This is a genomic window from Leptolyngbya sp. Heron Island J, assembly GCF_000482245.1.
In the GTDB taxonomy this organism is placed as follows: domain Bacteria; phylum Cyanobacteriota; class Cyanobacteriia; order Phormidesmidales; family Phormidesmidaceae; genus Leptothoe.
This window is the reverse complement of sequence record NZ_AWNH01000032.1, coordinates 1-18,661: the sequence shown is the minus strand read 5'-3', so window position 1 is coordinate 18,661 and position 18,661 is coordinate 1. Positions and strand designations below refer to the sequence as shown.

The 18,661-nt window shown below is 48.4% G+C and carries 13 protein-coding genes; 6 read left to right on the top strand and 7 right to left on the bottom strand.

The annotated features are described in order from the left end of the window. Nucleotides 1-163 precede the first annotated feature (163 nt). The 5 genes from N836_RS48955 to N836_RS48935 all read left to right on the top strand — a co-directional run bounded on the left by N836_RS48955 (nt 164) and on the right by N836_RS48935 (nt 4,592). Entirely contained in the window at nt 164-2,161 is a 1,998-nt protein-coding gene (locus N836_RS48955; RefSeq protein WP_161634954.1) for a type IV secretory system conjugative DNA transfer family protein, read from the top strand. An 88-nt stretch (nt 2,162-2,249) separates the two neighbouring features. Then, complete coding sequence (locus N836_RS48950) at nt 2,250-2,501, top strand: hypothetical protein (protein ID WP_023072069.1); 252 nt, start codon at nt 2,250-2,252, stop codon at nt 2,499-2,501. A 73-nt stretch (nt 2,502-2,574) separates the two neighbouring features. Beyond that, nucleotides 2,575-3,300 (top strand): hypothetical protein, encoded by a 726-nt coding sequence (locus N836_RS48945; RefSeq protein ID WP_023072068.1) that lies wholly within the window; start codon nt 2,575-2,577, stop codon nt 3,298-3,300. Then, nucleotides 3,300-4,052: a DUF6753 family protein gene (locus N836_RS73135; protein ID WP_023072067.1), complete on the top strand. Its 753-nt coding sequence runs from the start codon at nt 3,300-3,302 to the stop codon at nt 4,050-4,052. Before N836_RS48945 ends, N836_RS73135 begins: the two co-directional genes overlap by 1 nt. A 96-nt stretch (nt 4,053-4,148) precedes the next feature. Further along, on the top strand, nt 4,149-4,592 hold the full coding sequence (locus N836_RS48935; RefSeq protein WP_023072066.1) for a hypothetical protein: 444 nt from the start codon (nt 4,149-4,151) through the stop codon (nt 4,590-4,592). On the opposite strand, the gene N836_RS48930 is transcribed toward N836_RS48935, so the two are convergent. The 5 genes from N836_RS48930 to N836_RS48910 form a co-directional block, all read right to left on the bottom strand. Beyond that, complete coding sequence (locus tag N836_RS48930; protein ID WP_023072065.1) at nt 4,589-5,458, bottom strand: hypothetical protein; 870 nt, start codon at nt 5,456-5,458, stop codon at nt 4,589-4,591. The genes N836_RS48935 and N836_RS48930 overlap by 4 nt on opposite strands. Nucleotides 5,459-6,203: 745 nt before the next feature. Beyond that, complete coding sequence (locus N836_RS48925) at nt 6,204-7,448, bottom strand: ATP-binding protein (RefSeq protein WP_023072064.1); 1,245 nt, start codon at nt 7,446-7,448, stop codon at nt 6,204-6,206. Between the two features lie 131 nt (nt 7,449-7,579). Beyond that, entirely contained in the window at nt 7,580-7,936 is a 357-nt protein-coding gene (locus N836_RS48920; RefSeq protein ID WP_023072063.1) for a hypothetical protein, read from the bottom strand. A gap of 12 nt (nt 7,937-7,948) precedes the next feature. Continuing rightward, nucleotides 7,949-8,404: a hypothetical protein gene (locus N836_RS48915; protein ID WP_023072062.1), complete on the bottom strand. Its 456-nt coding sequence runs from the start codon at nt 8,402-8,404 to the stop codon at nt 7,949-7,951. Between the two features lie 443 nt (nt 8,405-8,847). Beyond that, on the bottom strand, nt 8,848-10,491 hold the full coding sequence (locus N836_RS48910) for an IS1182 family transposase (RefSeq protein ID WP_023072061.1): 1,644 nt from the start codon (nt 10,489-10,491) through the stop codon (nt 8,848-8,850). Between the two features lie 628 nt (nt 10,492-11,119). Between N836_RS48910 and N836_RS73130 the strand changes: the two genes are divergently transcribed. Further along, the gene (locus N836_RS73130; RefSeq protein ID WP_023072060.1) at nt 11,120-11,920 is read left to right on the top strand and encodes a DUF1036 domain-containing protein; all 801 of its coding nucleotides are present in this window, start codon (nt 11,120-11,122) and stop codon (nt 11,918-11,920) included. A gap of 45 nt (nt 11,921-11,965) precedes the next feature. Here N836_RS73130 and N836_RS48905 read toward each other — a convergent pair whose 3' ends face one another. Then, entirely contained in the window at nt 11,966-15,931 is a 3,966-nt protein-coding gene (locus N836_RS48905) for an nSTAND1 domain-containing NTPase (protein WP_023072059.1), read from the bottom strand. Nucleotides 15,932-15,945: 14 nt separating this feature from the next. Then, the gene (locus tag N836_RS75260) at nt 15,946-17,580 is read right to left on the bottom strand and encodes a TIR domain-containing protein (protein ID WP_023072058.1); all 1,635 of its coding nucleotides are present in this window, start codon (nt 17,578-17,580) and stop codon (nt 15,946-15,948) included. Nucleotides 17,581-18,661 lie beyond the last annotated feature (1,081 nt).

Below are 18,661 nucleotides of genomic sequence, written 5' to 3'. Positions count from 1 at the left end.
CTTTTCGATGTCGGCGACGACCTTGGAAACCGCTGACGCGCAAGCGTGAGCGACGCACCAGGATCGTCCGTCGATGTGTTCCCGGTGCCGTAGAGGACGCTGCTGCACCTGTTACGGACGATTTATGCCTGATTTTTGTTGTTTTGTTTTTGGATCAATTTTCATGTTGCACTTATTTGCTCCTGTCCGTGCCGTTGAACGACGGATGGAAGAGAAACCCGCCCTGCATATGCTGCACCTGAGTGGGGAATGTTTGTTATGGTCTGGGGTGGCACTATTGGTATCACCCGCACCGCCCTTGGATATTCTGGGCTATCAACTACCACTGCTGCTCTATCACCTGGTTTTAGGCTATGCGGTGCATCGGCATATCTTTCGCTATGAGCTGAAAAAAGCGACCAAGGAGACCTGGCCAATCCGTCGCCTGTGGGCATTGATGGTGCCGGGGCATATGGGATTGTTATTCCTAATGTCGCAAAGCTACGCGCTTGGGGCTGTGGCAGCCATTTTACTGCCGTTGCCAGTGCGGTACTTCATTACCCGACCACTGCCGGTAGAGCACGAACGGGGAACCAAAGTTACCACCGTTCACCGGGTACGAGAACGTTTTGAGGGTACACGACCACCATCAGACCAGGGCTATGAGCTTGGTGGTGTTCAATTGCCGACCAAGGATATGGTCACCCACACTTTAAATGTTGGTACCACTCGATCAGGAAAGAGTATGTCGATGTCTCTCGCTCTGCAGGACATCTTACGCAACTCTTATCCAGGCCATGAACGCCGGGCGCTGATCACCGACTTTAAACCAGAGTTTTACTCGCTGTTGGTCGGCTGGGGGATTCCTGAGGACTCAATCACTCTCATGAATGCTTCGGATGCGCGGGGGTATTGTTGGCATCTCGCCAAAGATTTCACAACGGCTGTGGACTCGGAAGCGATTGGTAGCATTCTGATTCCCGATGTGCCGAATGCCGGTAGCGGTAAATTCTTTAACGATGGTGCCCGGATGTTGGTGGTGCGGATGGTGCAATTGCTGATGCGCTATGCTCCTGGAAACTGGTATTTCCGTGACCTGATTTTGGCTCTGGAGTCAGAGGATATTTTTATCCCGCTGTTGAGTTGTGACCCTGATCTTGCGCCTGTTCTGAAAACGCTGGGGAGTGGAGAAACCCGCGATAGTGTGATTGCCACCCTAGCCACATATATCGAGCGATACCGGGTTGTTGCAGCCTATATGGATGCCCACATGCGGGCCGGTCGCCTTCATTCCATCACCGACTGGAAAGAGGGCCATGGCTGTGTCCTGGTAGGGTTTGACCGAAAAAATGAGGCGCTGATTCGCCCTATCTACACCTTGTATGTGACACGGGTCGCCCAGGTGCTCACCAGTGAGCATACATCGGGATATACCTTCCTGTTCTTGGATGAGCTACCGGAATTGGGTCGTATCGGTAATTTGGAACGGGTCGCGCGTCTCGCTGCCGCTTACAAAGTCTGTTTGGTGTTGGCCTTCCAAGCTATTTCCGACTTGCGTGAGGTCTATGGCCAAGAGATTGCCAACAGCATTATCGGCCAGTGTGACCATGCCGCCTATTTGCGGGTTTTGGACCATGAAACGGCTGAGTGGGCAGCAAAACAAATCGGTGAGACTACAGTCCGTGAAAAGTTGGCGACTTATGTGGCTGAAGGTTGGGGGACTGGTCGCTCAGGACGTGGCCGCAGAGCAACAACGAACGCGGAGCACCTAGACAGACGTTTTGCGGTTCCGCCTGAGCATTTCCTCAATCTGCCAAAGCCTGATAAGGATTCGAATACTGGCATCCATGGTGTCTATAAGGTCGGGCACATGGTCTATCCCTATGAGGTGCCATCCAACTATCTCAGTCAGCATCTGCTTGCTGAGGATAAGACGGTGCCAGCTTACATGCCCATCGCTCAAGAACATGAGACGCTCCGACGCTGGACGCAGGAAGACATGGTGCGGTTGGGTTTTGACAAGCTTTTTAAGCAGGCTGGCCTACTGCCTCATGATTTACGAGAAACCACGTTTGAGGGACTGCTAGGCCCCGCTGAGTCAACGGCACCGTTGGCGATTGAACAGGTGGATTTCAGCTTTCTCAACACCGATGAGACGGTTATCGACGGTGAAATTGCGTAAAAACTAGCCGCCTACAGGCGGCCCGATCACTTGATTATGGGGGCTTTATGCCCCCTCACCCTTTTGTTGTTTTTCTCTTTTTTGCATCATGCGTATCAAAGAACTGATTTGTAATTTGACCAATCTTGTTGTGCCCGGTGTCGGCACCATTCTGGCTGGAGGCCTGATTAGCGGCTTTGTCCAATTTGTCCTGTTTATCGTGTGTCTGGTACTGGTCGTGATGTCATTTGGCTGGTTACTGGTGATTGCGGTGCCGCTTTACGTCATCGACGTTATCTGGTGTGTGGTGAGCGTCTATCGCTTGACCCGTAGCAATCAGCGGCGACGTGCAATGCGTTAAACCTCTTCTCTTACGGCCCGCTGCTTTGAGAATAGCGGGCCTTTGCCTTTTGTAGTCTCGTTAAAAATGATCCATGACAGCCCGAAAACAACCAAACCTCTGTCACCTGGCGGGGGGCGAGAAAGGCGGTGTCGGAAAAAGCATATTGAGTCGTACAATGATACAGCTCTGTCTCGATTCCGGACTGGATTTCCATTGTGTGGAAACCGATCGCAGTAATCCAGACATGGCAAGGCTTTACAAGTCTGTTATCGATGTGAAGTACGGCATCCTATCAGAAGGAAGCCAGTATGAAGATCACGCAAATATCATCTACAATTGTGCATTGGAAAAACGGACTATCGTCAACCTGCCCGCTCAGGTGATGCCGAGTTTGCAAGCCTGGTTTGAGGCACTCGACCTGTTGTCACTGGCGGAAGAGGACGGGGTTTCCTTCATTTACTGGTTCGTTTCGGATGGAGGGTGGGATTCTCTCTCGCTGCTCCGGCATGTGTTGACCACATTCGAAGGAGCCGCGGCCTGGAGAACAATCATCGTGCTAAATGAGGGCACCGGTGGGCAAGACTGGTCGGGTTTTGCGGAAGATGACGCCCTACAAGCGCTGATCAAAACCCACGACACGCCGGTGATCAAGCTGGGGAGGTTTAATGGCACATCAACCCGTAACCGCATTGATCGAGAAAGTTTAACGTTCGGGCAGGCGCTAAACCACACCAGCTTTTCGTCGATCGAACGCCAGCGGGTGAAAAAGTACCTACGCGAAGCCTATGCTGCAATTGAATCGGTGGGGGTGCTGTGATGTCAGTGAACAACTACTCCAACAATACCAACGGAGCATCATCAGCCCCTACCCTCACCCCGTTTGATCGGGTGGTGATGGACCTTAAGGCAGATCAGAAAGCCCGCGTGCTGGAATTGGTGCTGCGCCTAGATATTCAGGTAGACGATCCGTTGTGGCTGATTGCGATCGCACTGGGCCAGCTACAAGTGATTGTCGAAGATGCACCGCAAGACTGGCAGTCGTTATTTGATGTTCATAAACAGGAGCTAGAAGCGTGGACCGCAACGAATTTGAAGACGTTGGAACTGGTGGCGGAAAAGGGCGCGGTGATGCAGCAGCTGGCGGAAACCTCGAAGCGGCTGAGCGATGCGTTACAGCTCTTGGTGACAGCCTGCAACACGCTCACGCAGCGCTTGAATACGTCAGAAGCCACCTCCCAAGCCTTGAGCACCACTGTCAACAGCTTGTCCAATCAGCTACAGATAGGACTCGACAGCCTCAACAGCCAGCTCACACAGCAAAACAGCCACGTCAACCAACGGCTTGTGACCCTGGACAACGGGGTCAACGGCGCGCGGCGCGCCGGTAGTGGCTGGATGTGGGTGGCGCTACTCTCACTGTCCGGGGTGCTGTTTTTGGGGTGGCAACAGTACCGATTGCAGCAACAGGTTGCGATTCTTACCCAACAATCAGAGTGGCAGCTCGCCAATGTTATAAATATGGCATGCACGTTTGGGGCGAAACCACCTGAGAGTCCTGAGTGTCAGTAGCGAGCTTAAACCACGTTCAATAAAAAAGCCTTGAGGTCATGCGACCTTAGGGCTTTTTTATTGAAAAACATAGGGTTTTCGGCTATCCTACGGGCAATGACAACTGAAATTACAAACTTTTATCTGGAAAAGGATAAGCGCCGCCCTGATCAACCCAAAACCTTTTTGGACGAGATTTACACAGGAATGAGCAAAGGGGAGATTCAGTTTGATGATACCCCGCAAACCGTGGAAGAAATCCGGGCGAGCTTCAACACGCCAGAGGCAAAGAAGGCATTTGAAGAGAACGGTAAAAGGGTTGCAAAACTAGCCGACAACTTCCTCACCAAATTAAAAAAGGTGAACTGGGATATTAATCGCCTGGATGAAGACAACAATATTATCGATGCCCTGTATCAGAATGATAATCATGTACTGGTACAGCACTGTTCTGAACGCCTACAAGAGGCAATGACGCAGTTGGCAATTGAGCGACCGTATGTGCCGGAATGTGGGCTCGAACAGTTAAAAGCAAAACTACAACAAGCAAAGAAAACCTAGTGTCTACCGCCTCTGGCCCGACGCGCACCAGTTGATCGGACCATACCTGCTGACCGATTGCCAAACTTGCGGGCGCTATGGCTGCGGGCCTGCTGCATGGCTTTTCTGGGGCTGCGATCAACAACAGCACGGCCTTGCTGTTGCGGTTTTGCTACCTGTGTATGCAGGTTAAACTCTTTTAATCGCTTTTCCCCCTTAAGCGAGGGATTTTGTTTTTTACCGGCTTGCACTTCCCGCATTTTATCTACGACGTGCGGTAATTCTGCAGCCTTCTTGACGGCCTCTTGACCGTAGGCTTTACGCCCATCTTGACTCTTGATATTCGCGGCATTCGGGGATGCCTGGGCAATCGTTTGTGCTGTTTGCTTTTCACTAAACCCTGCGATCAGCATACGAGAGGCAATCTCATGATCAGCATTCTTGCGATTCTCATATGTACCTAGCCTCCCTTTCCCGCCATGCATGACACACTGGCGGCCTAGCTCCCTTTGATATTCGCGGGTGGCCTCACCTCTGTAACCCTTCGGGTCTTTGGAGTGATACGCTTTGTTGATGCCTTGCAGACGGGCGTTTAGTTCAGGCGATGCCTTAATATCCGACAGGTCTGATTTTTTCACCACCGGCGCTGGTGGATTGACGGCAGCGGCAGTCGTTTGGTGCGGTTGACTGGGCCGGGTGTTTGAGATCGCGTCTCTCGCCACATTGCTGCGGGTCGCGCTGACCTGAGGCTGCGTTACTGCGGGACGCGATGGTTGCGAGGTTCGTTGAACAATGTTTTGCGATCGCTGCGCCGTTTGCTGATTAGGTGTGGTGACGGGATTGGTAGTTTGACGGACAATCCCTGGCGCATTGTTGGGGGTGGCCATGGTGTGCGAGGTGAGACAACAATGGCGATTAGTTTAGGATGCGTACAGGCGTACTGCCTATTTCGGTTTCGGTACGGATTCCCTGGTTCGGTTTGAGGCTATCTCTGCATTAGAGCTGCCCCATTCCCCGCTATTGGGATCAATACTAGCGAAGCTGTTACCAGCTGCCACATAATCGATAGAAGCCTTGTCTAACAGTTGTGACAGCTCAAAAACTTGACCGGACCAAAGTTGGACTGAGTGATCGGCACAAGGTATGTGCCAGTTGCCTGAAAAGCTGATTATTCCGTTCATCTTCACTTTTCTGGACCAATCGCGCAAAAGCTTGCTGTGATAGACTTTCAGACTTCTTTACCCATTGCATAGTTGCGTTGCACAGCAACTATTCTTCTGGAAGTCAAGGGTTTTGCTTAGAAGGGAAACGAGAAACCAAGGGTTTCAGAATATAACTAGCAAGCGATATAGGCCAAAACTAGTCATGCAATTCAAAACCGTACTTTTTGAGACGTAGTGATAAGTGTGTCTCAATTCATGTCTCGCTGTGCGTTTCTCAGATCGTCTTAGACTTTATGAGACGCCGGAAAGCCTGATACAGTGTTTCTTGACTGTGTAGCTATCTGCTTTCGTAAGCAAAAGAGTAAGGTGCTTCCCAGGATGAGACGCATGTATCTTATTCTGGACTATACCTTTTCGAGGGGTTATGCAGAAACCTCCTATCTCGAAGCTTAGTCTGACGCACGGCCTATCATTTAGATTTACCGTCCCTTGAATTCTCTAGACTAGTTGAATCCTTAAATAAAACATATGTTGTATTAGGAGTGTCTCTTCCATCTTCTGCTTGAGAAACTAATTCTCTCAGCCTTCCACCAATTTCCTCTTTATCACTATCCGTTAAAGCTTGTCCTTGGGAACTGGATATTCGCCTTGAGCGAGCATCCTCAATAGAGGACAAAAGATCACCTTGAGTAATGCAAGCTTCGATTGGTTCTTTATTTTGATCCAGAGTTCTCAGCACAGCCTTCAAGGCAGCGTCTTCAACGGCATCAGAAATTTCTCGGCCACAAACATTATCAATTTTGGCTAGCTCTACGGTAGACACACTCGAACCTAGGTGTAGTCGTCCAGGAATTGTAAGACATTTATCCCAAATTTCTTTTCGACACCTCTCGTCAGGCATAGGAATGTGAATATATCGCAATCTAGTTTCCAGTGCTTTGTCAAGGTTCTGAGCAGCATTGGTTGTACAAATAGTCGGGACTGGATACTCATCTAAGCAGCTAAAAAGTTGATTCCTGAGTGAATTTATAGACTGCTCTGAACCTGTACTCACTTCGTCCAAACGCTGAGAACACAGAGACTCGGCCTCCTCTATATGTAACAAAGCAGAATCTCTCCAAGCTGCATAAAAAGCTGCTTTTAAGTTCTTCGTTCCCTCTCCATGAAATTTGCTTTCTATATCGGCAGCAGTAACTGTTAGGATAGGCAGCCCAGCCTTACTTGCAATTGCATGAGCAACACTTGTTTTGCCTGTACCAGGCTCACCACCCAGAATCAATCCTCGACGTTGTACTGGCTTAACAGACTTGTAATTTAAGATATTGTGAACGATAGAAAGGGCTGATAGAGCTTTAACTTCGTAGCCAATTTTTAATTTTAAATCGTCTTGGAAAACTAATTTTTCAAATGTATGTCTTGGATTCATTGATGTGTAGCGACGTGCTCTTTCTTCAATTGAAAGCTCATCATCTACTGCATCTTCGTCTTTCAACTTCTCTTTTAATCTATTGGTGCTCTCGTTAATATTGCTCTCTGATAACTGGAGAGTACTGATGTTCAACGTAATATTCTCTAAGATCGTACTATTTAACAGCTTCTCTGTTGCAGAAATTATTCTTGAACGATAAACAGCTGCTTCAGATTCAGAAACATCTTTAGGAATGCCAGAAACGTAAATATTCCTTAATCTTTCTGAGCTATGACTGTAACTCATGGACTCTCTCCATTGCCATCAAACATCAAAACATGATCGCAATTAACATCTTCGAGCTTTGCTAATGCCCATCTTTTTACTCAACAAATTGAAACTGTCGATTTTCCTAAAAACTAGACAACCCCAGTTTCTTAGTTACTAAGAACTTTCGGTTTTCTACTCTTAGCTATGCGATCTAGCTCGTCGTCAATATCTTCTGATGTACGTTTCCGTCCATCCAAGACTTTGCCTGTGTCTTTATTGAAGACACCAGATCGAGTTTCATATTTCTTATCTCCTTTCTTCTCTACTTCAATAAACTGCCTGAGTTTTTCTGAAGCTATTTCTTTATCCTCATCAGTCAGTTCTGTATCATCTTGGATAGAGTCTTGAAATGAATCTGTAACATCTTGTGCATCCTCTTCTGCCATCTCATATGTCATCAAAGCTATGACACCTAAAAAAAGTAGGACACTTCCAATAATTAATGGAGTAACGATAGGATCCATTGCCTTACCTCACTACTTAACGATGATCATTTCTTTGCCATTAAACGCGTCTACTAATTCTTGATCGAGCTTCTTAGCAAGAATACGTCGACCGTATGGCTTTCCACTTGATGATGAAACTATTTCATAGTTCTTATCTAGAAATATCTGGAGTATCAGATATTTAGAGCCTTTATATTCTTTTATTAAAGCTCCTTGGGAAATTTTAAGATCATCCGGTTTTGCTTCAACAAAATATTGAATCAAGTCTTCATACCTAAGTAAGTTAACTGCTTTCGACTCTTGTTGAGTTTCTCTTGGCTGACTGCCAAAAATAGTCCGTGATAACCCTCTAAATTGTTCAATAAGGCCGTTAAAGTTTCGTATTAAGTGACTAATTTCATCCAATGAAATACTCGTGCCTTCTACAGACCAGTCCTTATGGTCTTCATTATTCTCTTGTTCTTGGTTTGGTGTATGCTGTGCCATAAGTTACTGAAAGCTTGAAGAAAACGAAAATTCTTATGCAGAAAGACTCTATAGGGTTTCATCACACATGAACGGTTTAGTTTCCCTGAAAACGAGTTCAAGAGTTGAGTGTTTTTTTAGAGAAAAGAATACTCAACTCTCAGGCGCATAGTACATAAATACTATAGCTCTAAAAAAATACAGGCCATCCTTTAATAAAACTTTAATATTTTTGCTGAGATGGACCAGCGGAGGCACGCGCGCGGAGACGGGGTTCGAGTAGCAGCGGAACCAAAACGTACGCTAAGCAATGAGCGTTTTCTGAGCGATCTCATTAGGTCGATCTAAAAGCCATATTGGAAAAGAGTTTCAGGCGAAACCATAATTCTTTGTCCAGATGCCCCCGCTGGTCCAACGTGGGGTTTGAGTAGTAATGGATACTGTTGGCGAAGTCCAAGGAGTTCCTATGTGGCCGGATTAAGCATTGCAAACCGAGAGGTTCGCGTCTTGGCATGAGGCATACCATTCAACCAATTCACCAACCGCACAACGTTCATCGCGGCAGCGATCAATAGGTGTTGTAAGTGTGTTTTTGCCAACCCGATGTAGCGCGTCCGTCTCATGCCGAAGACGCGGATACCTTGGGAAAGCGTACCCTCGATACCCGCTCGTACGTTATATCGAGATTTCCACTCCTCTGTTAGCTGTGCCTGCCTCATTGCGTGGATAGCCTCATGTTCAGCCTGGCGGCGCAATGTGATTGACCTTGGCTCCGCTTTACTTTTCGTGCAAAGGTCTCGATTTGGGCAAAGGCGACAGTCGGTACGAGAAAACTTAATACGAATAGTTGGGTTATCCCAAGCATCTTTTGAGGGGGGCCAACCCTGGCTTTGCTTACCTTCTGGACAAGTGATCTGTTGCTTTTCCCAGTCGATTTGAAACTGGCTGAGATCGTAGCCATTGGGCGCTTTGGCCTGCCAACTTACATCTGGACGCACTGGGCCAATCAGCTCAATCCCAAAGTCTTCACGACTGTCTACCAATAGTGTCCCATCGACATACCCAGCATCTACTACATGTTCTTGGGGTAATAACGCTTTGGTCGCCAAGGCTTCATGAATGGGTTGAGTCTGGTCAGTATCTGAGATATGGGCTTGAGTCGTTTCTACATGAGTGATCAGATGAATGCTGTTCTCGTCACATGTCTCGGTCAGATGAACTTTATAGCCCGTCCAGGTAGTGCTGCGTTTGTTGCCATAGCTAGCTTGTGGGTCATAGGGTGAGTCATGGCGTTGACCGGCAGGTGGTAAGTCCTTCGCCGAGCGCAGCCGTATTTGACCGTTGTCAATAAAGTACTGATGCACCCACGTTTGTCGCAAGATATCTACTGATGGGATTTGGCGTAGCCAGTCAGGGCCATCATCGTAGATGGCACTTAGGAGTTGCATGCCATCGCGGCCAATCGTTTCGGCATAGGCTTGGCGAGCTGGAATGCCCTTGGGTAAGCGGTACTCTTCGATAGCGTGGCTGTAGCGGTCGAACCAGTCGCTGGGAACCCACTCGCCTAGCCAGTTAGGTGCAACCGTGGCTAAGTCGTTCAGCGTTGCTCGCAGCGTTTCACCGACGCTTTCCAGCCGATTCAGATTGCGGATGGCCGCTAAAATAGGGGTTGAGTCTGTTCGTTGTTTCCCACCCGCCTTTAGCCAACCTCTTTCCTGGAGACGCGCCAACAAAATATTCAGTATTTGCTCTTCTTGGTTACCCGTCAGCAGGCGAGTGCGAAATTCGCTCAGAACGGAAAAGTTAAAACCGGGGTCAGTTAGCTCCAGGCCAAGTGCGTACTTCCAGTCGATCCGATTTCTAACAGCTTCTGCGGCCTGTCGATCTGACAAGTCTTCTGCGAACTGCATGACGGAGACTAAAGCTAGTCGCCAGGGGCACTGAGCGGGCTGTCCGTGAGTAGGGAATAACGCGGCAAAATCGTGATCGCTATAAATTGAACCGAGTTCATCGCGCAGCTTCAGATAGCGGTTACCTTTGGGAAAGACTTGATGAGCAATGCGAGCAGTTTCAGCTGGCACTGAGCCAGTGGGTTGAACTTGTAGCATGAGTCCATTCCTCCTAGCTAACGTCACCACCCCATGTAGTGGGGAATTGATAGCTCAATTCTGCCACGGACACCGTGTTTTGACTTCGCCAACAGTATCCATTACTACTCCAACCCCAAAGCCAGTGTGTATCGATACCTAGATGGAACGAAAGTCTCAAAGCAAACAAGTTGAGACTTAAGTGTCTCAAAGTGGAATATACCTTTTCGGGGGGATATGCAAATAACCCCATCAGGGAAATTGGAGTGGAATCCTCTTCGTAGCAACGTAGATAAAAAAATACTAAAGATGTGCTACAAACATGAGAGGTGCTAAAAGCGAAGCTATGGGAAGGTTCAATAAGCTTAGGGATGTACAGGTACATAATCTACCTTGTTAAGAGGTTTGGCGATATGTGGTTCTTCTTTTCGTAGCAACGTAGATAAAAAATACTAAAGATGTGCTACAAACATGAGAGGTGCTGAAAGCGAAGCTATGGGAAGGTTCAATAAGCTTAGGGATGTGCAGGTACATAATCTACCTTGTTAAGAGATTTGGCGATATGTGGTTCTCCTTACGAAGGGGGAGGACATCCTGAAACCATCTTCAATTAAACCTAGCGTTTGCCCATTGGATTCAATTTCATAGTATGGCTGCTACCTTACTGCTTACGTTAACCAAAAAAATGATGAAGAGAGTCGCAATGTTCAGAACGCTTTGTTTTCTTTTCAAGTTCTCTAAAAAGCACCTTTGCACTGCCGGAGTTGTTTCAGGACTAACTACATTGGCAGTTATCCTTCCACAAGAACCCGCCAGCGCTGAACTGAGATTTTGCAACCAATCGGATTCGCAGATGTTAACAGCGGTTGGGTTTAAGGAAAATGGGCGCTGGGTATCGTCAGGATGGTACACAATTGACCCGGAAGACTGCCGTGTTGTTCTCAGCGGAAACCTGAGGTCAAGATACTACTATGCCCATGCTCATACGCCCAGCAGAGCCAGAGAGTGGGGAAATGGCTACACATTCTGTGTGACCAACAGGGCCTTTAACTCACTTCCCGATGGCAACTGTAGTGAGAGAACTGAGGAATTTTCGCAGGTTGATACACAAAACTACACATCATATACATGGAATTTTACCTGTGATAGCTGTGACGCAGAAAATGCCCAAGGCTTCGGGCTGGATGGCTTTGATTTGCCCGAAGGCAATTTAGTCAGGTTATGCAACAACCTCCCTTATCAGGCATCGGTAACGGCGACTGTTTCTGCTTCTGGCACCCGGTCCGTACGTGCGTCCGGGATCCCGCTTGGTGAGTGTAGGTTTGTTAGCGTAGGCAGAGCAACAGGACGGGCTAGAATTAGCGCTACTGCTTCTAACGGCAGAAGCTGGACAAGCAGTGCTCGCATTCGCGGTGGTTCAGATGACTATACAACATTCAGTTTCAGGTAGTGCTTCACTATCTCGTCTATGGTTTGAAACACTACCAAGCACATCCTATTCTTCGCAGATCTGACGGCCATCTTCGTGGAGTCCGGAATTGGTATTGAGGTAATCTTGTAACCATTCACAGCCGGTTTCGAGCAAGTGCGCTAAGTCAAAGCTCCATAGGGCAATTGTATTATCTACCCCAACGGAGATTAAAGTCCCATCGTTTCTGTAGTGAATTGCCCAAACAGTTCCCTGATGGGCTGGCAGTTGTTTAGGGCGGTTGTAACCAGCCGACCAGATGTTGATCAATCCATTATTGGCATCGCTGGCATCCCAATTGTCTTGTCGGGTAGCCAGAAAGTTGGTGGTGGGGCTAAAGCTAATCTGCTTGATCCACCCAGTTGGGCTCTGGAGCTTACCCAGTAAGTGACCGTCCCGACTCCATAACTGGATTAAGCCTTCTCTACCGGCAGCAGCAATGCGGTGATCGCCTGATGGAGAAAAAGCGACGCTCTCAATGGCGTCTGTATATCCTTCAAGGGTTTGCAAGGGGGTCGTGTCTAGGCTCCAAGTACGGAGGGTGTAGTCCCAACTGACTGAAGCAATGCTTCGACCATCGGGCGCAAACACAGCCTGAGCAACGTTATCGTTATGTCCGGTCCAGGTCGATTTTAAGCTGCCATCTAAATCCCAGAGCTTAACAGTTTTATCAAAACTGGTGGTTAGCACTGACCTGCCATCTGGACTAAAGCTCACGCTGGTTACGGTTTCATCATGCCCGTTCAGAGTCACTATAGGGCTTCCTTCTAGACTCCAGAGTTTGGTCGAACTGTCAACGCTAGCAGTCGCAATCATCTGATTATCTGGGCTGAAGCTAATGCCCGTTACAGGTGCCTGATGATCAGCTGTAAAGGAGTGAGCCAGCCTACCCTCAAAATCCCAAATTTTGATTAAGTTATCAAAGTTTACAGTGGCAACGTACCTACCGTCTGGACTAATTGCTGAGCTTGAAATTTGATCTAAGGCAACATCACCATCAAAGCCAATTGCTTCAATTTCAACTTTAGGCTCCTGACTGTCGCGGCTCCATATCCTGATACTGTTATCCGAACTGGCGGAAACGATTGTTTTTCCATCGGGGCTAAAGTTAACACCGTTGATAAAATCGGTGTGCCCATGAAGGGTTTCCTCTAATTCAAACTTCTCTTGATTCTGAGACCAAAGCTTGATCGAATTGTCGTTACTGCCGGTTGCTAGCGTTTTACTATCGGGGCTAAAGGCAACGCTATTAATACTCTTTTGATGGCTCTCCAACCGCTGCAGTAATTGGCCTTCCAGGCTCCAGAGCTTTACGGAAAAATCATCGCTGCCGCTTGCAAGCACCTTCCCATCCGGACTCAGGGCTAAACTTCTGATCAGTTCTTCATGTCCCTTCCACTCGTTTAGGAGCTGCCCTTCCAGGTTCCATACCTTGATGAAGCCGTCATAGCCAGCGGTAACCAAGCTTCCGTTGGAGGCAAAAATAGCACTGTAAGTAATCTCTTCATGGGCTTGCCAGCTGCGGTTTGATAGCTGGCTCAGATTGAGCAGGTGCACCGTTCCATTGTCTGCAGCAGCAATCAACCACTTTCCATCGGGGCTAAAGTTGGTGCTGGTTACCGCTGAATCCTGAACAACATAAGTTCGGTCAACGCTACCATCTAACTTCCACAGCTTTACAGTACCGTCTGCACTGCCGGATGCTATTAGCTTTCCATCGAAGCTGAAGTCGATGGTGGTGATTCCCGCACTCTCAGTCTCAAAAGATTGATTAACGCTGCCTTCCAGGTTCCATAGCTTGATGACACCGTCGTCGTCGCCGGAGGCGATGAGTTGACCATTGGGACTGTAGCTTGCACTATTTACCGCAAGTTGATGCTCCTGCAAACGGTTGCGCTCCCTAATACCGTAAACCGCTTGCTGCAGTGCAAAAATAACATTTAGTTGAGTTGCACTGGGAATTGCCTTCTGGCGCTGCAGTTGGTGCCCTGCCCGCAAAGCTTCTAATAGGGCATCAAATTTGCGTTGAGTAAGCATCAGCGACTCTGATGATGCGCTAATGGCGTCTAACTGCGCAGTCATCTTTTGCTTTTCTGAAACTTGCCAGAAATAGAAGATGGCCCCCGCTAAGCCAGTCATAATTACTGATGCGGTGATGGCAATTCGGTTTCGGAGCTGCGCTGCCTGACGAGCCTTCTGTTCTTTTTCCAGGGCTGCTTGCATCAGGGATATCTCCCTCTTCTGGCGCTCTTCCTCTAATTGCAGTGCCTCCTCAACGGCTCTGCGACTGGCGTCTACCAATTCGATCAGCGCCTTCCCAAAACCTAGTTCGATCGCATCGGGACTGGAGAGCCATCGTTCAGCTTCAGCAAGTTCGACTGCATCCAGCAGACCGCCTGAGCCATGACCTAGACGCTCCCATTCCTCTGCTTTTGCCGCTAACCGTCTGCGGGTTTGTTCTGCTTCGCGACGCTCACTAATCCATTGCTGAAGGGCAGGCCAGCTGGTGATTAGTGCCTCATGGGCTATATCTACTTTTTTTGCTAAATTCCGCTCGCCACCACTGAGTGTAAGGAGACGATAGCGTACCAGATGCTCCATCGTTTGATCGAATAGGGTTGGATCATCTGTGCTTGAGCGTAACTCATCAAGTGGCTGCTGGCGGCGTGTATCCGCCCGTCCCTCACCAAACTGTACTAATCGCAGGAAAATGCGCCGTGAAATTCGCTGCTGTTTCTCAAAATCCCGGTCAAGGGTGGCAAGGGCGGTATCCGCGCGACGAGCGATCGCCACTTGTAGACCGGTTCTCGTTTCATGGCCTGGACTATCGTAAGAGCTACGAGTCAGCATCAGCGCTTCGTACGCTCGCAAAGGCAAAAACCGCCGCTCAAGGTTTTCCCACAGCAGTACTAATGTTTCCTGAATAAGAGGTAAAACACCTGGTTCTTCGGCTGCATCCACTAGCAACCGTTCCAATAACGCTGCTTCTATGAAGACTCCAACACTATTTGCGGGTTCCAGAATTGCCTGCCGCAGGCAGTCTCCTTTTAGTGGAACAACCTCTAGCCGATGATTCTGAATCCGATGCCACAGCGGGCAGGACATTAGCTCTGAATAAAAATCGGCTCGAACGGTCAGAACCAGATAAACATTAGGTGTTGTAGATAATTTCAACAGCTCTACCTGAAACGGTTCTGCCTCTGTTCCTGCAACTGTGAATACTTCTTCAAACTGGTCGACAATTAATAATTTTTTTGTGGTTTGTTGCAGGTCCAAGCTGCCTGAAAGCATGTTGCTTAGGGTTGTCAATGGGGCCTCCCCAGGGCGCATCACCCGAATCTGCCAGTCCCCGCTACCAAACAGACGGCTCTGCTGTAGCGCTGGAATCAGCCCCGCAAACACCAGAGAAGATTTGCCGCTGCCTGAGGGACCAATTACTGTGATAAAGGAATGCAGCCGCAAGCGCGCTTGCAGTTCCTCAATTTCCTGGTCTCGCCCAAAAAAGAGATTGCTATCCTCAATGCCAAATGACACCATGCCGGGATAGGGACAACTCGGTGGAGGAACAGGTGCGATGACTGCTCCATTTAAGTCTGTACAGAGACGTTCGACGGACTCACCCCACTCTTCAGGCTCGGTTGCCTTGAGGGGTACCAAAGCCCTCAAGGTCAGTGGTAGGCTGACCGACTGCAGCAGCATGGGAATTACAGGCCAGGTCTGTGTCTCCATGCCATAGGTCTGACTCAGCAAGCTGATGAACTGGTTCACTCCATCAGCTAGATAAGCCGACGAAACTACCAGTAAAGTCCTATGACTTTGCTGGATTGCCCGTTCAAATTCCAGGAGGCGGACACCACCAACGGTGAAAGCAGATTCCGTAATGTAAGTGACGCCTGCCTGCTGCAAACTGTCTAATAGGTATCCCTCTACCCATTCCCGATCAGCATCCGCGTAGGAGATAAATAGGTCATACTGCTTGGTTCGTTTCGTCATTGCATCTCATCTCATTAACGACTACTACCAAGAGGAGGCAATCTCAGTTGGTGCACCAGTCGGTTTATGTTAGTTTCAAACTCGTCCTCGTCAGTCATGTCCAGCATCATCAGCATGCGGAGTCCCAGCCTCGGCTCGCAATGTTCCCGCTTAAGGAGAATCAAACGGCTCTTACTTTGTTCTAATCCCAGATGTTGAGATAGCAGGCTCTCGAAATCTGAAAAATCGCTCTCCAAATAATTCGGGCTGAGCACCACGACCGTATATTGGCTCTGTTGAACCGCTCGCTCCATACTGGTGATGATAGGCACTCCCAGGGGAAATCGAGTGTCAAGGCATACTTTTAGCCCTGCAGATTCCAAATGTGGTAGTAGCAACTTGCGCACCCATTGTTTGTCCTCTCCTGTAGCTTGATAGCTAATGAAAACGTGAAACTCGTAAGCGTCTTGGGCAAGGGCTGGGCTGGGGAGAGAGCCCTCGGTAGGCGAAGGGAACCTTCCCACTTCCTGACTCTGCTTCAGAGAAGCCGCAGGAGCAGCGATTAGAGATTGCTTTACCTTCTTGTCTTGCATTGATGCAACAACACGGCGGATTCCTTGAGTCACATTGAGCAACGCCTCATCCTGATCGCTCCAAGAGGTGACAGGTTTTGCATCCTTAGGTAACACTTGGAGTTTACTGAAAGGCGTATCTTGCCAATCGCACGGCTTCATGATGATAGGAATGACTCGTGCTATTCCTGTCGTATGGCGCTCCATTGCCCGAACCATCTCTTTATCGAAACAGTACTCAGAAGCTATAAAACGAGGAGTAATTAGGAGCAGAATCACACCTGCCGACTCCAGTCGCGCTTTGATTTCTGTATCCCATTCCGTACCTGCCTCAATTGCTCGGTCCTGCCAGGGCTTGATCTTATTTTGTCGAGTCAGGTTTGCTAGATGTATGTAGAGTTCGTCCTTTAAGTCCTCATCTTTATGTGAGTAGGAGATAAAGACCTCGATTGCTTCATTAGTAGAGATTGCAGTGGGAAAAGGTGTGGGTGTCTTGGATTGAGGATAAGCAGTCGCGTTTCGAGAAGGAGCTTGATTCAGCAGAACTGGGGTCAGATTCTCAGCGATTCCTTCCAATCGAATGGCATTACAACCTAGCTTGTAGGCAAACTTAACATCGCGACCAGCTCCGAGGGCATCGTAGAACCCGACAGCAAAGATAATGGCAGCTCGGTCGCCAATGGCTTGGTTCATGCCAATAACGTAAGGGATGTGTTGTGCGATCACTTTAGCTTGCAGTTCGGCATAGCAGCCATTGAGGATCACACAATCAATTTGATCGGCAAAAAGTTCAAATAGCCCTGCCAATGCTCTTCCATCCACAAGCTTAGCGTTGCCGATCTCATCTTCAAACATCAGCCCGGTTCCTCCAGTGCCATGACCAGAGAAATGAATAATACTTGGATTCACATCCAGCATGGCCCGCTGGATCTCGCGGGGGCGCACAGCCCACCGCTGTTCTAAAGTAAACCGGTCGCGCTTTTGCGCCCTTTGCAGTCCTTCTGCAATATCGCGTAACTCTTGATCAAGCCTCAATCGCCCAGTGTCTTGAGGGTTAGCAGCCAAAAATAGAATAGTTTTGGGTGTTGATGTCATCATTCCTCTTATTAATGAGCGCGATAAGAGCATGGGGATGAGGCAGAGCTTATTTCTCAGTCTCGGTTCCTAGCCGTTCTTTGATGGCCTAATTGAAGCGAAGCTGCAACCAGGTGCAATAAGCTCGAAAACATTGCTCTGTAAGGGATTCGGATGAGTTCTTTTGTACTGTAAATTTGGCGGAAAATCTAATTTTGGCTCAGCAGTCAACGAGTTTTCAAGGTTTCAGGCTTCACCTTTAGCCTTATTGCACTTCGTTGCAGCTTCGTTTCAAACACCCCTTGATCATCAAGTCCGCTACCGATGCCATCCAAAATAACTTAGCTGCGGCTTCCCTGTCTTTGTCGAACTGGTCTGTATAGATCGGCTTAAGCGTTTCCTAAGGAATTATGGTTGTGTTGCAAAAAAGCGATCCCTTTCATGCTCATAGGGAAGGCGCAATCAGGTCATCACACCAAGCGGGGCCATCTTCGCTTTCGTCACATTTGAGCAGGGCCTGAGCACAGGAAAGTTTCCACTTTGCGGCTTTTCCTTTTGAGACTAGTGACTCTAATTCGGCTCTCTCTTCAGGCAATAATTTGACTCGATGCTGTCACCACCCCAACAAGAAGAAAAAATCCGCAAACGCTTACAAAAACAGCAGGACGGGGTTAAATGAGTAATCATACAGAAACTCACGCTAAGGCTGTATCTATTTCCTAGCAAGGCTTAGACACTCCTTTTTCAATAGACTATGCAATCGTAATTCATTAGCTGAGCTTATAGCTTGAAATGAGTGAAATCAGCCCCTCGGACTAGGATTGGACTAGTTTTCTTGAAATGTAGCGCTGATAAAATTCTCTGGTCGAAAATCTAGGGCTCTCCCCCTTCTGCTGTCGTTGACTAGTTGCCTGCCGCACAACAAAATGGGCAGGAAAATAACATTAGCTAAAATTATCATTCACACCAATACGACATCAAGTGAAGCATCGATTCCGTCTTAGCGTGAGTTCCTGCACGACTCATGACTTAACCCCATCAATACTATTGACGAGTTACGTCAGCGAGATGTGGGGTTCAAGGTCCTCTCTGGTGTCGGTGCAGA

What these genes read in the sequence shown, in the direction of transcription:
- N836_RS48955 (WP_161634954.1), top strand. Translation starts at nt 164, where the DNA reads ATGTTGCACTTATTTGCTCCTGTCCGTGCCGTTGAACGACGGATGGAA.
- N836_RS48950 (WP_023072069.1), top strand. Translation starts at nt 2,250, where the DNA reads ATGCGTATCAAAGAACTGATTTGTAATTTGACCAATCTTGTTGTGCCC.
- N836_RS48945 (WP_023072068.1), top strand. Translation starts at nt 2,575, where the DNA reads ATGACAGCCCGAAAACAACCAAACCTCTGTCACCTGGCGGGGGGCGAG.
- N836_RS73135 (WP_023072067.1), top strand. Translation starts at nt 3,300, where the DNA reads ATGTCAGTGAACAACTACTCCAACAATACCAACGGAGCATCATCAGCC.
- N836_RS48935 (WP_023072066.1), top strand. Translation starts at nt 4,149, where the DNA reads ATGACAACTGAAATTACAAACTTTTATCTGGAAAAGGATAAGCGCCGC.
- N836_RS48930 (WP_023072065.1), bottom strand. Translation starts at nt 5,458, where the DNA reads ATGGCCACCCCCAACAATGCGCCAGGGATTGTCCGTCAAACTACCAAT.
- N836_RS48925 (WP_023072064.1), bottom strand. Translation starts at nt 7,448, where the DNA reads ATGAGTTACAGTCATAGCTCAGAAAGATTAAGGAATATTTACGTTTCT.
- N836_RS48920 (WP_023072063.1), bottom strand. Translation starts at nt 7,936, where the DNA reads ATGGATCCTATCGTTACTCCATTAATTATTGGAAGTGTCCTACTTTTT.
- N836_RS48915 (WP_023072062.1), bottom strand. Translation starts at nt 8,404, where the DNA reads ATGGCACAGCATACACCAAACCAAGAACAAGAGAATAATGAAGACCAT.
- N836_RS48910 (WP_023072061.1), bottom strand. Translation starts at nt 10,491, where the DNA reads ATGCTACAAGTTCAACCCACTGGCTCAGTGCCAGCTGAAACTGCTCGC.
- N836_RS73130 (WP_023072060.1), top strand. Translation starts at nt 11,120, where the DNA reads ATGGCTGCTACCTTACTGCTTACGTTAACCAAAAAAATGATGAAGAGA.
- N836_RS48905 (WP_023072059.1), bottom strand. Translation starts at nt 15,931, where the DNA reads ATGACGAAACGAACCAAGCAGTATGACCTATTTATCTCCTACGCGGAT.
- N836_RS75260 (WP_023072058.1), bottom strand. Translation starts at nt 17,580, where the DNA reads ATGATGACATCAACACCCAAAACTATTCTATTTTTGGCTGCTAACCCT.